Source organism: Mesorhizobium sp. CA10 (assembly GCF_020165285.1).
Taxonomy (GTDB): domain Bacteria; phylum Pseudomonadota; class Alphaproteobacteria; order Rhizobiales; family Rhizobiaceae; genus Mesorhizobium.
In genome coordinates, this window is record NZ_JAIUHV010000019.1 from 1 (window position 1) to 14,487 (window position 14,487).

Annotated in this window: 13 protein-coding genes and 1 pseudogene; 5 read left to right on the forward strand and 9 right to left on the reverse strand. The window is 64.2% G+C overall.

Annotated features, from left to right (window positions below):
• Nucleotides 1-743: 743 nt before the first annotated feature.
• A complete protein-coding gene (locus LB535_RS27085; protein WP_224634349.1) occupies nt 744-1,742 on the reverse strand; it encodes a membrane dipeptidase in 999 nt (332 codons plus the stop codon).
• Complete coding sequence (locus LB535_RS27090) at nt 1,739-3,187, reverse strand: aldehyde dehydrogenase family protein (RefSeq protein WP_224634350.1); 1,449 nt, start codon at nt 3,185-3,187, stop codon at nt 1,739-1,741. The genes LB535_RS27085 and LB535_RS27090 overlap by 4 nt, the downstream gene beginning before the upstream one ends.
• Before the next feature lie 100 nt (nt 3,188-3,287).
• Between LB535_RS27090 and LB535_RS27095 the strand changes: the two genes are divergently transcribed.
• Genes LB535_RS27095 through LB535_RS27115 form a run of 5 tightly spaced genes read left to right on the forward strand, consistent with a single transcriptional unit; the run spans nt 3,288 to nt 8,559 of the window.
• Nucleotides 3,288-4,196 (forward strand): LysR family transcriptional regulator, encoded by a 909-nt coding sequence (locus LB535_RS27095; protein WP_224634351.1) that lies wholly within the window; start codon nt 3,288-3,290, stop codon nt 4,194-4,196.
• A gap of 15 nt (nt 4,197-4,211) precedes the next feature.
• Nucleotides 4,212-5,216, forward strand: a complete 1,005-nt coding sequence (locus tag LB535_RS27100; protein ID WP_224634352.1) for an Ldh family oxidoreductase — start codon at nt 4,212-4,214, stop codon at nt 5,214-5,216.
• Nucleotides 5,213-6,862 (forward strand): hypothetical protein, encoded by a 1,650-nt coding sequence (locus LB535_RS27105; RefSeq protein WP_224634353.1) that lies wholly within the window; start codon nt 5,213-5,215, stop codon nt 6,860-6,862. Before LB535_RS27100 ends, LB535_RS27105 begins: the two co-directional genes overlap by 4 nt.
• Nucleotides 6,859-7,437, forward strand: a complete 579-nt coding sequence (locus tag LB535_RS27110) for a DUF3726 domain-containing protein (RefSeq protein ID WP_224634354.1) — start codon at nt 6,859-6,861, stop codon at nt 7,435-7,437. Before LB535_RS27105 ends, LB535_RS27110 begins: the two co-directional genes overlap by 4 nt.
• A gap of 15 nt (nt 7,438-7,452) precedes the next feature.
• Nucleotides 7,453-8,559 carry a class I SAM-dependent methyltransferase gene (locus LB535_RS27115; protein WP_224634355.1) on the forward strand — a complete coding sequence of 369 codons (1,107 nt, stop codon included), beginning with the start codon at nt 7,453-7,455 and terminating at the stop codon, nt 8,557-8,559.
• 228 nt (nt 8,560-8,787) lie between these two features.
• Here the strand turns inward: LB535_RS27115 and LB535_RS27120 are convergent, their stop codons facing one another.
• The 7 genes and pseudogenes from LB535_RS27120 to LB535_RS27150 all read right to left on the reverse strand — a co-directional run bounded on the left by LB535_RS27120 (nt 8,788) and on the right by LB535_RS27150 (nt 14,479).
• Entirely contained in the window at nt 8,788-9,405 is a 618-nt protein-coding gene (locus LB535_RS27120; RefSeq protein ID WP_224634356.1) for a hypothetical protein, read from the reverse strand.
• A 190-nt stretch (nt 9,406-9,595) separates the two neighbouring features.
• A pseudogene (locus LB535_RS27125) lies at nt 9,596-9,776 on the reverse strand (transposase domain-containing protein); the annotation flags it as partial.
• A 91-nt stretch (nt 9,777-9,867) separates the two neighbouring features.
• Nucleotides 9,868-10,683 (reverse strand): IclR family transcriptional regulator, encoded by an 816-nt coding sequence (locus LB535_RS27130; protein WP_224544533.1) that lies wholly within the window; start codon nt 10,681-10,683, stop codon nt 9,868-9,870.
• 64 nt (nt 10,684-10,747) lie between these two features.
• Complete coding sequence (locus LB535_RS27135) at nt 10,748-11,947, reverse strand: aminotransferase class V-fold PLP-dependent enzyme (RefSeq protein ID WP_224634387.1); 1,200 nt, start codon at nt 11,945-11,947, stop codon at nt 10,748-10,750.
• A gap of 25 nt (nt 11,948-11,972) precedes the next feature.
• Entirely contained in the window at nt 11,973-12,464 is a 492-nt protein-coding gene (locus LB535_RS27140; protein WP_140541188.1) for a RidA family protein, read from the reverse strand.
• A 15-nt stretch (nt 12,465-12,479) separates the two neighbouring features.
• The gene (locus LB535_RS27145; protein WP_224544536.1) at nt 12,480-13,475 is read right to left on the reverse strand and encodes an ABC transporter ATP-binding protein; all 996 of its coding nucleotides are present in this window, start codon (nt 13,473-13,475) and stop codon (nt 12,480-12,482) included.
• Nucleotides 13,472-14,479 (reverse strand): ABC transporter ATP-binding protein, encoded by a 1,008-nt coding sequence (locus tag LB535_RS27150; RefSeq protein ID WP_224634388.1) that lies wholly within the window; start codon nt 14,477-14,479, stop codon nt 13,472-13,474. Before LB535_RS27150 ends, LB535_RS27145 begins: the two co-directional genes overlap by 4 nt.
• Nucleotides 14,480-14,487 lie beyond the last annotated feature (8 nt).

Below are 14,487 nucleotides of genomic sequence, written 5' to 3' on the forward strand. Positions count from 1 at the left end.
TCGATGAAGTGCAGACACGACATCGGACAGGACCAGGTCGCTGATATCTTCAGAGCTATGACGGACCTCGTCGGCTAGTTTCAACTAAGCTCCTGCTACTTGGCGGCTGATGCGCCCGCCCCAAGGCAAACGCCTGAATACTGAGCCGAACCGCATCGATCTGATTGGTAAGCGCTGCCTTGACGGACTTACGACTTTGCGATGCCTTATGACCTTGTTCCCCAACCAATACGATCCAACTTGGTCCAAGGGGAAAAGTTCCTCGGCATCCAGAACGCAAACATCGGTATAAACGATGGCGTCGCCCTCGTGCATTTGGGCCTTCTCGCGCTCCCGCTAGAGGTCCAGTTCGGCCTGGAACGTATTCCGATCGACGATTTTGGGCGCTGCCATATTCTCGCTTGTAACCTCGGTCATCACCTTCATCGCGCGGGGTACCGTTCAATCACCTCGGCCACACCGTCCGGATTGTCGGCCACCGCATAATGGCCGGCGCTTGGGACTACGTCGCTTTCCACATGCGTCAAGCCCTTCGCGCGATAGCCGTCCACCAGGCCAAAAGCCGACTTTCTGCTGGCGGCCCCAAGGTTGGCGGGCCGTGCGCTCTCAAATCGGTCGTAGAAACAGGCTTGCCGCTCGACGGAAGCAGACGTTGGCGGCGACCAGAGTGGCCGCGGTGCCAACGGGATCTGGCGTGGTATTAACCTGAGACCGTGCTTGGTGTGTACGCATGCGGGGCAAATCTAACTGCTGGTGGCTTGCGAATTCCGGGTCGAAGGCAGATTGGCCTCGAGGAAGCGATGCCAGGCGCCGCCGAGCAAGAGCGACGTTTGCGTCTTGTCAAAGCCCGCCGAGAGAAGGCCCTCCGAAAGCGTTGCAAAATCGAGGTTCGACCTGAACCAGGATGGCTGCTGCGGGAAACTTGCCGCCGCCTGTGTCTCGCGGGTCCAGCGGCCTTCGCGCATCCAGCGCACCACGCTGTCGGGCTGGTCCTGGCAGAGATCCGAGCCGATGCCGAGATGGTCAGGTCCCATGATCCCGGCCGCTTCCGCAGCCATTTTCCCGAACTGCTCCAACGTCGTATCCGAGCCGTTCGGAAGGTGCAGCGGGTAGAGCGAAAGGCCGAGCAGCCCCTCCTTTGCACGCAATGCCTGCAAGAGGGCCTTGGAGACATTGCGGTTGCTGTCGCGCAGCCAGCGTGGATTGGCGTGGCTGACGACCACCGGCTGCTCGGAGAGCGCGATCGTCTCCAGCGCGGTCCGCTCGCCGGCGTGAGACAGATCGATGATCATGCCGAGACGGTTCATCTCGGCGATCGCCTCGCGCCCCATCCGTGTCAGGCCGCTGTCCTCCTTTTCCATCCAGCCACAGCCGAGAAGCGACTGGTTGTTGTAGGTGAGCTGCATGAAGCGGATGCCGAGATCGAAAAGCATCTCGATCAGGCCGATGTCGTCCTCGATCGGCATCGGGTTCTGCAGGCCAAGCAAGATCGCCGTCCGGTTCGAGGCCCGCGCCCGCTCGATGTCGCCCGCATCGCGCGCCAGGAGGATCAGGTCCTCATTATCGCGAAGCCAAGTGCGCCAATCGACGAGATGGCGCACCGTCTCGCGAAAGCCTTCGTGATAGCCGACCGTGGCGTGGACCGCGGTCAGTCCGCCCCGGCGCATCTCCTCGAAGATTGCGCGCGACCACTTGCAGTATTGCAGCCCATCGATGAGCACCTGCGGCGCGTCGCTGGTCATTCGGGCGCGCCCGCGTGGATGTAGGAGGTCTTGACCTGGGTATAGAACTCGACCGCGGCGCGGCCTTGCTCGCGCGGCCCGTAGCTCGAGGCGCGGACGCCGCCAAACGGCACGTGATAGTCGGTGCCGGCGGTCGCCAGGTTGACCATTACGCAGCCGGAGCGCGAGGCGTGGCGAAACTTCGTGGCGCGCGCCAGCGAGCGCGTGGCGATGCCGGCCGTCAGCCCATAGGGCGTATCGTTGGCAAGGAAGATCGCCTCGTCGAGATCGTCGACGGTCATCACGCAGGTGATCGGCGCGAACATCTCCTCCTGGTTGATGCGCATGCGCGAACGGCCGTTGAGGAACACTGCGGGCGCCATGTAGTGGCCGCGATGCGCCAGATCGAGCGCCTCGCCGCCGGTCGCTAGCTCCGCGCCCTCGCTGATGCCGAGCGTCACATAATCGAGATTGGCCGAGAGCTGCTCGGCGCTGACGACCGGCCCCATCTGGACGCCGGCCTCGAGCGCATGGCCGACCTTCAGGGCGTTGGTTTTCGCCAGCAGCTGCTCGACGAAGGCGTCATGCACCTGCCGGTGGACGATCAGGCGGGACGAGGCCGTGCACTTCTGGCCGGTGCCGCCGAAGGCGCCGTTCACGGCAAGGTCGACGGCGCGATCGAGGTCTGCATCGTCCATGACGACGAACGGGTTCTTCGACCCCATTTCGAGCTGCAGCTTCACGAAGCGCGCGGCGGCGAGCGCGGCGATGCCGGAGCCGATGGCGCCGGAGCCGGTGAAGCTCAGCCCTTGTATGTCGGCATTGGCGGCAAGCTCGCGGCCGATCGTCGATCCTGAACCCGTCACCAGGTTGAACAGGCCCTTCGGGATCGCCTGCCGGCTGATGATCTCGGTGAGCGCCCAGGCGCTGGCCGGGGTGACGCTGGCCGGCTTCCAGATAACGGCATTGCCGAAGGCTAGCGCCGGCGCGATCTTCCAGGACCCGGTGGCGATGGGGAAATTCCAGGGCGAAATGATCGCGACGACGCCAAGCGGCTCGCGCTCGATCAGCACATCGACGCCGGCCCTGACGGAATCGGACGAGGAACCCAGATTGCGCAAGGCCTCCGCGGCGAAATAGGTGAAGAACTGGCCGGCGCGATAGACCTCGCCGACGCCCTCGGGAAGGGTCTTGCCCTCCTCGCGCGACAGCAATTCGCCAAGCTCCTTCGAGCGCGCCATCAACTCGCGTCCGATGGCGTCCAGAACGGCGGCTCGCGCTTCCAGCCCGGCAGCCGCCCATTCCCGTTGCGCGCCTTGCGCCGCCGCGACGGCGTCATGGATGTCGGACGGCCGTGCCTGCGCGAAACGCCCGACAACATCGGTCACGTCGGACGGATTGATATCCTCGACCCAGTCGGCACCGTCGCGCCACTCGCCTGCAACGAAGTTCTGACCGCTCAGCATCGTGTTCCACCTGCATCAATTCGGTTGACAACGACCTAACCAATGCTGTGAACTTCAATCAAGCTCAATTTTTGGCAGAAATGTTCAGGCAAGCTTAACAGTGACCAAAACCATCAGCCTGACCGGCATGCGCAGCTTCGTCGCGGTCTGCGAGACGGGCGGCGTGCGCGCCGCCGCCGACCAGATCGGCCGCACGCCGTCCGCCGTGTCGATGACCCTGAAGCAACTGGAGGACGATATCGGCGCGCCGCTGTTCGAAAGCGAGCGCAAGGGCGCGCTTTCGCCGGTCGGCCGTATCGTGCTCGACGAGGCGCGCGCCATGATCGCGCATTACGATCGCGCCTGCCTGGCGATGACCAGCTACGCGGCGGACCGGCAGGGGCGCTGCGACGTGGCCAGCGTGCCTTCGGTCGCGGTGACCTTGCTGCCGCGCGCGATCGCCAAGCTTCGCGCCGAAGGCAGCCGGTTCGACATCCACGTCCGCGACAACGATTCCAGCGCCATCGTCGAGGCGGTCGAGAATGGCATGGTGGAGGTGGGCCTCTGCGTGCTCGCCGGCAGGCGGACGCAGCTTAGCTTCGAGCCGCTGTTCCATGAGCCGCTCGATTTCGTCTGCCCGGCCGACCATCCCCTGGCAAGATCGAAGCGCCCGTTGAAATGGGCTGAGCTCGACGGCGAGAGCTTCATCCGCAATGGCGCGGCCGCGGCACTGGGGCTTGCCGAGACCGAAGCGCTCGCCGCAGGCTCCAAGCTCACCGCGACCAATGTGAGCTCCAATCTGGCGATGGTGGAGGCCGGGCTCGGAGTCACCATCCTGCCCCGGCTCTGCCGCTGGAAATCGAGCCACGACGTGCGCTTCGTGCCGCTTGCCGATTCGCGTTCGAGCCGCACCGTCGGCTGGATCGCCAAGGAGGGTCGTAACCTGCAGCCGGCGTCGCTGCGCTTCATCGAATGCATCCGCCTGCAGACGCGGGCGAGCGAAGGGGAGTTCGGCTATGCGGCGGCATGATCGGTGGGTGAGGGGATGACACGCCTGACCCAAGCCCGCATCGAAACGCTCGCGCGCGCTGCGCTGATGCGGCACGGCGCAAGCGAGCGGCAGGCCGAGACCTTGGCCGCGGGCATCGCGGCGGCGGAACGCGACGGGTTGAAGTCGCACGGCTTGATGTATCTGTCGACCTATTGCGAGCATCTGACCTGCGGCAAGGTGCTGGGGCAGGCCGAGCCGCGCCTGACGCGGCCGGCTCCGGCGGTCGTCGCGGTCGACGCCGCCAACGGCTTTGCGCATGCGGCCATCGCCCTCGGCCTGACGGCGCTCATCGAGGCGGCACGCACGCAGGGCGTGGCGGCGCTCGCCATCCGCAACTCCTATAATTGCGGCGCGCTCGGCTATCACACCGAGCGGATCGCCCAAGCCGGCTTGGTCGGGCTAGGCTTCACCAATGCGCCGGCCTCGATCGCGCCCTGGGGCGGCCGCAAGGCGGCGCTGGGCACCAATCCCTGGTCGCTGGCCGTCCCGGACGGGCAGGGCGGCGCGCGCTTCGTCATCGACCAGAGCGCCAGCGTCGTCGCCAAGAGCGAGGTCATGAAGCGCGCCCGCGCCGGCGAGCCGATCCCACCCGGCTGGGCTTTCGACGCAAGCGGCGAGACGACCACCGATGCCGGCGAAGCGTTGAAGGGCACGATGGTGCCGGCGGGCGGCTATAAGGGCGTCGGCTCGGCGCTCTTGGTGGAGATCTTCGCCGCATGCCTGACGGGAGCCAATCCCGGGCTTGTCGCCAGCCCCTTCTCCGGCACGGCCGGTGGCCCGCCGGGAACCGGGCAGTTCTTCCTGGCAATCTCGCCCGATGCGACCTCGGCCGGGGCATTCGCGGGGAATCTGGAAGCCGTCACCGGCGCCTTTGTCGGTGAAGCGAGGCTTCCGGGCACGAGGCGCTTTGACGCGCGAGAGCGGAACGCAACTGAAGGCATCGCGGTGGCCGCCGAAGCGCTCGCTACGCTCGAGAAGCTGGCCGGGACCACCGCATGACGGCGATCGCGCTGCGCCCGCCGGAGGTCGTCATGCGCCTTAAGCGGCTGGGCGCGGCGCATCCGACGCGGCTCAGTTTCCTGCGCCAGCTGATCCGCCGCGCCTCCGGGGAGAAATGGCGTGTCCGCAAGCATCTGTTCGACCTCAACGACAACGGGTTCGGGCGTGCCGTCTATGCGGTCGAGACGCCGGCACGGACCTATAGCCTGATCGCCTTCTCGACCCCGCTCAATGACGAAAAGCGGTCCGACCGGGTGATCGCGCAGGCCTGGGATACCAGCTACGTGCTTTACGACGGATTGCCGGACGCCGCCGAGATCGCGCGGCTGGAGGCAAATGCGCCGCTGCAGGAGGCGGGCCGCTACACCAGAAGCGAGCTGGTGCTGGCGCGCGCGAACAAGAGCGTGCGGCTGTTCGAGGACGTGGCGTCGGCGCTGGCGCGGGGACAACAGCCGGACGAGGAGCAACTTCTCGGCGTCGGCTATCTGCTGCGCACCACGGCCGTTTACGGCAACGGCAAGTTCGGCATCGCCGACCGCGACGAGATCGCCGCGCGCCCGGAGCTTGCAGGATCCTTCCAGGCCGAGATGCTCACCGTCTGGCTGATCCGATCCTTCATGCTCGACCTTGTCGACCATATCGCCCGTCGCCGCAACCCGGCCGGCGCGGCGAGGCTGGCGCCGCAGTTGCGCCGGGCGCTCGGCGTGGGTAACGCGACGGGACTCGGCATGGCGCCCTTCCTCGTGCGCCACCCGCTGCTGACGCATAGCTGGTTCTTCGCCCGCGAAACCGCGCTGGCGCGGGTGCGCGCCGAGCCGCAGGCAGGCGAGGCGGAACGGAAAATCTCTGCACAGGCGCTCGCCGATCTGGCCCAACGCGTCGCCCGCTGGCACAGCGACGATGACCGACAGGCCGCCGCGACCCGATCCTTGGCCGCCGATCTCGATCGGCTGTCCGAAAACCTCGACCGCCTTCTGGCGAAACCGCAGCCCTGGGATGCGCTCTACCGCTTCGCCGAAGAGCACTTCTCCCTGGAAGGGCAGGAGGCCTGCGTCTCCCTGATCCTCGAGCCGCACGGGGCGCTGGTCGACGAACTCGGCGACACGATGAAAGCCGACGAGACGCCCGGCCATGCCATCGACGGCGGCATGGACTGTGGCTCGCTGCGCCAGGCGCTTCTCGACTGCTATTCATGGGCGAGAGCAATCGACTTTGCTCAGCCGGCTGCCAATGCGCGCTTCTGGTATGTATCGGCGGAGAAGCTCGAGCCCCGGCTCGGCGAGCGGTTCGAGGAGGACGGCGCCGAGTTAGAACAACCTTTGGCCACCGCCCGCGATGCCCTCAGCCTGGCGGCCGCGTTGGCGCAGGAGCCGGCCTCGGCCAGTGTCGCGGACTTCCTGCTGCGCCGGCCTGAATGGCGCCATGCGGTGCGGCGCGCCCAGATCGTCGCGAAATTCCCCTATGCCGAGATCCACGACAATCTGATCGGCGCCGAATTGCGGCCCGTCGACATATTGCGTGCCAAGCTCGCTTTTTTCGGCGCGCGCAGCTTCGATCCACGGTCTGACCGCTGGCTGCGGATCGCGCTGTTCAGCGGCGAGCCGCTGATCGAGGATGTCGCCACGCAGGCAGGAGAAGCCTCGTGATCGACCTGTCGCTCAACGAGGTGGAAACGCTGAGCGCCAAGGCGGCGCGGGGCGTCGGATTTTCATGGGGACTGGCGGAGGATATCGGCCGCGCCGCGCGCCGGATCGCCGTTGAGGACGACAATTGGGGCATGGCCATGCTGAGCCTTGCCGAAAACGCGCAATCCCTCACGGCGCCCGATCCTGCTCGCGCAGCGCGCTGGCGAAAAGGCGAGGCCGACAAGCCAGCCCAAACGCCGCTTTGTCCGATCCGAACAGCGGCTTTGCTGCTCGACGCTCCGCTTCCGGGGAGCGCGCTGCCGCTGGCGATCATTGGTGTCGGTCTGCCGGTCTGGCTCGACGCCATGCTGCGCCGCTCGGCCATGCGCGTCGCGCGACCTGCGGGGCTGGCGAAGCGCGCCGATGTCGTCATCGAGCATCGCGCCGAAATCGAGCAGCCGGCCACAGGCCGGCGCGGCGCGATCGACGAGCAGACACTTGCGGCGCTCAATTCCTTCGCTGTCAGAACCTATGTGCCGGAAAGCGAGCGATCGCGCATGCGCGGCGCGGGCGGCGGCCGGGTGGACGATGAATAAAAAGGGGAGAAAAAAATGAGCGCAGCCGACGGCCAGAAGATCGCCATGCGTGGGGCGGGCTACTACTCGGCCAACACTGTCGGCGCCAAATACGTCATTGACAAGGTCGGCGATCTCGTCGTCAAGGGGGTCGCCAGGATGCCTCGGCTGGCCGACGGCCAGCCATTCTCCGTCGCCGATTTCGGCGCGGCGGACGGTGGCACCTCGATGGACATGATGCGGCGGCTGGTCTCCGCGGTTCGGGAGAGGGAACCGGACCGGGCGATATCGATCACCTACACCGACCTGCCCCATAATGACTTCTCGACCCTGTTCCGGCTGAGCCAGGGACTTTTGGGAACCTCCGCCGAGGTTCCGCTGGCCGAGACGCCCGGCCTTTACATCTTCGGCAGCGGCACCAGCTTCTACCGCCAGATCCTGCCGGACAATTCTCTCTCGTTCGGCTTTTCCGCCACGGCGATGCACTGGATCAGCAAGCGGCCCTGCATGATCGCCGACCATGTCCAGGCGGTCGGCGCGACCGAGGCCGAGCGGGCGCAGTTTCGCGCCCAGGGGCTGCGCGACTGGGAGACGATCCTGTTGGCAAGGGCCCGTGAGCTGAGGCCCGGCGGCCGGCTGGCGCTGGCCAATTTCTGCGTCGACGAGGAAGGGCGCTATCTCGGGCATACGACAGGGGTCGACATGTTCGACAGCTTCGCGCGCCATTGGCGCGATCTGCTTGCGGCGGGACGGATCAGCGAGACGGAATATGTCAACGCGACATTCCAGCAGTTCTACAAGACGCCGGATGAGTTCGCCGCGCCCTTTCGCGATCCTGTTTCGCCGGTGTCGCTGGCCGGGCTGAGGCTGGAAAACATCTTCACCATGGTGACGCCGTGCCCCTATGCCGAGGCCTTCCGGGTCCATGGCAACGCGCAGGACTTTGCCAGGGCCTATGTGCCGACGCTCCGCTCCTGGTCGGAAACCGTTTTTGCGAACGCGCTCGATCCCTCGCGTCCAGCCAATGACCGTGCCGCAATCGTCGACGATCTTTACGGCGCGTACGAAGCCGACGTCGCGCACGCTCCCGAAGGTCACCGCATGGACTACGTCCACTGCGTGACGGAGATCGTCAAATCGTAAGGGATATCGAGAGTTTGCGCGCCGCTTCCTGAAAACGTTCAGATGACGATCATCCGGGCCAAACTGGACGTCCATTCTTGAAGTTTCACGGCCTCCGCCCCCGAACCGCCTCTGTGCCACAAGAAACATCGAAGCCCGATGGCCGCTGGAGCGCGTCTATAATAAGTGATGTGCCGCTCACGCGTGGGCGGCGTACAGTTGGATCAGGTGCGATGCGTGACCTGAACCTTAGAACGGGTTCTTGTCTGGATTGATCGCCTGAGGAAGCAGCAATGCTGCTTGAGTCCTAGCCGCCGCACAGACTTCGGATGTCCGCTGGCTAAAAGCCAGATTCAGCCCGTACTGACCATACTGCCAATTTTGATCCTTGGCAGCCTGATCCAAGTCTGACTTGTTAGAAATCGCCTTCACCGCTTTCCGCATATTCTCGACATCAGTCTCACTGAAAGAGAGATCATTATGGCGATAGCAGTAATCCGCTGTCGCGTAGATCACATCAAGCAGCAATAGCTCCTTGCTGGCCTGAGAGCTCGTAGGCGGGGCGACTGAGGCTGTTCCAGCCTTAAGTCTGGCTGCAAACGCTTTTATCGAAGCAGCGGTCCTGTGCACCTGGTCGAACTCAGATGGACTAAGTGTCGATTTAGCCTTCTGCTCCAGTTCATCCATCTCCGTCAGATCGGCAGGTGAGAGAGTGTGTTCTGACATCACCTTGCCTGCGAACACCGACATCTTGGTGACGAAAGTGCCATAATTTGGCGCTTGATCATCACCTAAACCGACAGACGCTCCAGCAATAGTCATTGCCATAGCGAGAAGGCCGCCCCTGAACATGCTGGTATAAATCAAAATCCGCCCCACGAAGACCATGGACCGAAAACGTTCATAGATGAATCAACGCATCCGCGGCAAGATCAAGGGAGTCTGGCGAACATCTTCAGGAGATTGGCAGGATCGGGTTCTTCTCTGAGCCATCGCTCGTAGTTCTCGCGAGTGTCGGCCGCCAGCACCATTGATCACTCGAAAGTAAGCTGTTTTCTCAGGCTGCGGCCTTAACCTTCTGATTGGCCATGTAGGCCCAGGGTAGGAGATCGTCGATCTGGCTGTTTGGGTGGACGATCCGGGCGAGCACTTCGGCGAGGTAGCCCGAGCGGCTCGACGTCGTTCGGCTTGCAGGTCTCGATCAGCGAAGCGACGACGGCCCAGTGCTCGGCGCCGCCGGCTGCAGCGCTATCTTGGCGTCTAGCTAGTCCAGGTCGAGGCGCGGTTGCCAGTAATGACGGAGGGATGCCGATCGGTCGCCGTTGTTAGTCACCTTACACTGCGCCAGCCCAACCGGGATTCGATACGCCTGGCGCTAGCTTTGACCAGATGGATCAGATCCGGGTTCTTCTGTTTCAGCTTGATATCGGGAACCACGATAGAGATCGTCGCCCTGCAAGCCCCCTCGCCGTCGCATATGGGGGCGGCGATGCAGGCCACAGAGAAGTCGGATTCACCGGCCTGGATCGAGAGGCGTTGTTCGAGGGCCGCGGCGGCCGTGCTCGCCAGCACCTTCTCATCCGTTTCGGCTCGGCCGGTCGGGGAAGCCGTTGCGGAGCGTGCAAAAATGGCGCGGCGTTCCTCTTCCGGCAAGTGGCCGACCAGCATGCGGCCGGAGGCGGTCCAGTTAAGGGGGCTGCGAGTGCCTACGCGTGAGGTCACCTGGAAGTGGTCCTTGCCCTCCTTCATGGCGAGCACCACCATGTGATCGCCATCGCGCCCGCAAATCTGGATAGTCTCGCCCGAGCTTAGGGCGAGCTCGTGCATCTCCTGGATCGCGACGTTGAGAAGATCAAGGGTGCGGGCATAGGTCAAACCATAGTGGTAGAGGCGAGGCCCGAGCCACAGGAGGCCGTTGTCCTGCCGGTCAAGCAACTCCTTCTCCACAAGGTCGTCAACGATCACATAGATAGTCGACAGCGGCGCGCCTATGTCGCGGGCGATCTCGTAGGCGGTCGCCGGTCGCTCCACCTTCTGCAGATAATCGAGGATCTGCAGCGCCCGGTCGATGCCGCTGGTGCGCGAGCGGCGCGGCTCAGGCGCCGCAATTGGCGCCGCTTCGATTTGGGCCACTATCCTGGTCATTGGTTCGGACATCTTTCTCAAGGCGAGTGTAGAACGGGATGGCTGTTTGCGATACCTGATATGATCAATCCGGCCATTTCAGGATTGCCGCTTCCCGTGCGCGCAGGCGCTCCTCAAAGGACGTGGCGGCCATTAGGTTCGACGTGCGCGCCTGATCCAGTTCCACGGCCAGCCGCTTTGCCACGACAAGCTCCTCACCCGGATGCAGATTGCAGGGGTCGAGGAAGAAATAGCCGTGCTCGACCTCATGGTCGCGCACGACGACCGGAGGGTCGCCGGCAGCCAGGCGGTCGGCCAGATCCCAGGCGGCAATGCGGGCTTCAGCAGGGTTGACCGAAACTTTCAGGCGATCGAGCGGATTTTTGGTCGGATCCGGGGCGATCTCGGCGATTATACCCGGTCGGCCATCGAGCGCCTCGACCCAACAGTCGAGCGCCTTGCGTTCGCGGGCGCGGATGCCATCATGGTCACGTGTTTTCCATGCCTCAAGTGCCGCCACAGCGCCGACGATGCCTTCCTTGCCCACCTTCATGCCGCGGCCAATGCCGCGATTTTGCAGATAGACGTCGCGCACCCTTGCCTTGGATCCGGCAACGATGCCCGAGGTCGGGCCGCCGAGAAACTTGTGACCGGAATAAAGAACCATGTCGGCTCCATCGGCCAGAAAGCCCTTGAGGTCGTATTCCGATGCCGCATCGACGATCACCGGTACGTTGCGCGCATGAGCCACTTCGGCGAAAATCTTCAAGGGGATTTGCGCGTAGCCCACCACGTGGTGTGACACGACATAGACGGCGGCCGCTGTGTTTTCGGTAAGGGCGCCGGCGAGTTGATAGGCCGCGGCACTTGTGGCCTGGCCGACCGGCACGACCTTGGCTCCGGCAATGCGGATCGCCTGCTCGATGGGCGCGCCGTAGCTCACCATATGGCCGGACTGGATGACCACCTCATCCTTCAGCCCGGCCGTGTCGGGCAGGCGTTCGATCGCGACCAGATCAGGTCCGGTCATGCAGGCTGCCACCGCCAGGCTGATCGCCGCCGAGCAGGACGCCGTGACAAAGCCGGCTTCGGCGCCGGTCAGGTCGGCGATCGCGGCGCTGGCGCGACGTTGTAAGTCACTCATTTCGACGAATTCGGTCAGGATCGCCGCCACTGCTTCGACGGCATCCGGCACCACGATGGAGGCGCCGAGCCCAGTCATCGTGCCGGAAACATTGATGACCGGTCTCAAGCCAAGGCGGCGACGAATGTCCTCAATCGGCATGGCGGTGGTGCTCCTTAGTGGGAACTCAATCGATGGCGATGATGGCTTCGATCTCGACGGTGATTTGGCCAGGCAGCGAACCGTGCCCGACGGCCGAGCGCGCGTGAATTCCGGCCGGACCGAAGACGTCGATGAACAGATCCGAGCAGCCGTTGATGACGGCAGGATGGTCGGCGAAATCGGGCACGGCATTGACCATGCCGAGCAGTTTCACCACACGCCGCACACGGCTCAAGTCGTGGAGCGCGGATCGCATCACGGCAAGCAGGTTGATGCCGGTCAGCCGTGCATGTGCATAGGCCTGCTCCACCGTCACGTTGCCGCCGACCTTGCCGGTGTGCTGCATGCCGTCAGCCTCGGTCGGCCCCTGACCGGACAGGAACAGAAGCTTGCCTTCCTGAACGTGGGTGACAAAATTGGCGATTGGAGGCGGTGCCTGGGGCAGGGTGATGCCCAGCGCCTTCAGGCGGTCATTGGGCGAGTTTTCCGATCGCTTCATCGGCTCGGAAAAAGTCATGTAAGCGAACTCCAGTCAGTCATTTCTTTGGTCGTGGCGAATGCAGGCCACATGATGTCCGCCGCCGATGGGCGAAACCGGCGGGATTGCCGCGGCGCAGGCTTCGATCGCTTCCGGACAGCGAGTGCGAAAGACACAGCCCGATGGCGGATCAATCGGGCTGGGAATATCGCCCAGGAGCGGGACCCGAACGCGCATGCGCGTTGGATCCGGCACCGGTGCGGTTGCCAGTAACGCCCTGGTGTAGGGATGCCGTGGCGCCGCATAGACCAGCCTGCTTGGACCACGCTCCATCACCCGGCCGAGATACATGACGACGACTTCGTCGCACAAATATTCAACCACCGACAGGTCATGCGCGATGAACAGCAGCGTCAGACCAAGCCGCTTTTGCAGATCGCCAATCAGGTTGAGCACCTGAGCCTGCACCGAGACGTCGAGCGCCGAAACCGGCTCGTCGGCAACAATGAATTCTGGTTCCACCGCAAGTGCCCGGGCAATGCCGATCCGTTGGCGCTGGCCACCTGAAAATTCATGCGGGTAGCGAGAGGCATGATCGGGTGAGAGGCCGACAAGAGCAAGAAGCTCGGCAATGCGGTCCTGCCGGGCCTTGCCACGCAAATAGCCGCGCGCGTCGAGAGCTTCGCCGAGTATCGCGCTGACACGCAGGCGCGGATTGAGGCTGGAGAAAGGGTCCTGAAAGACGATCTGCAGCTTTTGCCGATAGGCGCGCATCTCGCGTGCCGACAGCGAGAAGAGATCGACGCCATTGAACAGGGCTTTGCCGCTGGTCGGCTCGATCAGACGCAAAATGGCGCGACCGGCGGTGGTCTTGCCGGATCCGGATTCACCGACCAGACCGACCGTCGAGCCGCGCTTGACCTCGAAACTGACGTCCTCCACGGCGTGCACGACACGGCCGTTGCGCGCGGGAAACCGCTTTGTCAGTGCCTGGACGCTGAGCAGGGGGGCTGCTTGTGTCGTGTCGTTGGTTTCAGCGTCGGCAATCATAGTTCGGCGCTCCGGATGCAGCGGGAGAACCCTGCCGAGCCCGCCGGCATCAACGGTGGCGGGGCGGCCCGGCACGGGGCGATTGCGTAATCGCAGCGCGGCTCGAAGGCGCAGCCGGGCGGCAGGGCGGTGATCGCCGGCACGCTGCCGGGAATGGAATAGAGTATTTTGCGCTCGCCGGCCGCATCGACGTCGCGCGGCGCATTGGGAGTGCAGGCAAGCAGGCCGCGCGTATAGGGATGGCGCTGATGCGCGAACAGATCGTTGACGGGCGCCTGCTCGACGACGCGGCCGGCATACATGACAACGACATTGTGCGCGATCTCGGCGACGACACCGAGATTGTGAGTGATGAACAGGATCGACATGCCGAACTGCTGCTGTAGCCGTCGCAAGAGATCAAGAATTTGAGCCTGGATCGTCACGTCGAGCGCCGTCGTCGGCTCATCGGCAATCAGCAGCGAAGGATTGCAGGCAAGCGCCATCGCAATCATCACGCGCTGGCGCATGCCTCCTGACATCTGATGCGGATAATCATCGAGACGCGATGCGGCATCGGGAATTTCCACATGCCGCAGCATCTCCAGCACCCGCTTGCGCGCTTCCTGCCGGCCGACCGGTTCATGCAGCGCGATCATCTCGCCGATCTGGTCGCCGACGCTATAGAGCGGGTTGAGGCTGGTCATCGGCTCCTGGAAGATCATCGCGACCTCCTTGCCGCGGATGCGGCGGAAATCCTTCGCGGCGAAGCTTGCGAGATCGTCGACTTTGCCGGCCCGGTTGCGAAACAGGATTTTGCCGCCGGCAATACGGCCCGGCTTCGACAGCAGCCCCATGATCGACAAGCTGGTGACCGATTTTCCCGAACCGGATTCGCCGACCACGGCCAGCGTCTCGCCGCGCTTCAGCTCGAAGGTGACGCCGTCGACCGCCTTGGCGGTGACGCGCCGGGTCACGAACCAGGCCTTGAGGTCCTGGACCGACAGGATCGTGTTCTGGGCCAGCGCCTCGC

Bases quoted from the DNA above. Each gene is read 5' to 3' on its own strand.
- LB535_RS27085 (WP_224634349.1), bottom strand. From the start codon at position 1,742: ATGACCAGCGACGCGCCGCAGGTGCTCATCGATGGGCTGCAATACTGC.
- LB535_RS27090 (WP_224634350.1), bottom strand. From the start codon at position 3,187: ATGCTGAGCGGTCAGAACTTCGTTGCAGGCGAGTGGCGCGACGGTGCC.
- LB535_RS27100 (WP_224634352.1), top strand. From the start codon at position 4,212: ATGACACGCCTGACCCAAGCCCGCATCGAAACGCTCGCGCGCGCTGCG.
- LB535_RS27105 (WP_224634353.1), top strand. From the start codon at position 5,213: ATGACGGCGATCGCGCTGCGCCCGCCGGAGGTCGTCATGCGCCTTAAG.
- LB535_RS27115 (WP_224634355.1), top strand. From the start codon at position 7,453: ATGAGCGCAGCCGACGGCCAGAAGATCGCCATGCGTGGGGCGGGCTAC.
- LB535_RS27130 (WP_224544533.1), bottom strand. From the start codon at position 10,683: ATGACCAGGATAGTGGCCCAAATCGAAGCGGCGCCAATTGCGGCGCCT.
- LB535_RS27135 (WP_224634387.1), bottom strand. From the start codon at position 11,947: ATGCCGATTGAGGACATTCGTCGCCGCCTTGGCTTGAGACCGGTCATC.
- LB535_RS27140 (WP_140541188.1), bottom strand. From the start codon at position 12,464: ATGACTTTTTCCGAGCCGATGAAGCGATCGGAAAACTCGCCCAATGAC.
- LB535_RS27145 (WP_224544536.1), bottom strand. From the start codon at position 13,475: ATGATTGCCGACGCTGAAACCAACGACACGACACAAGCAGCCCCCCTG.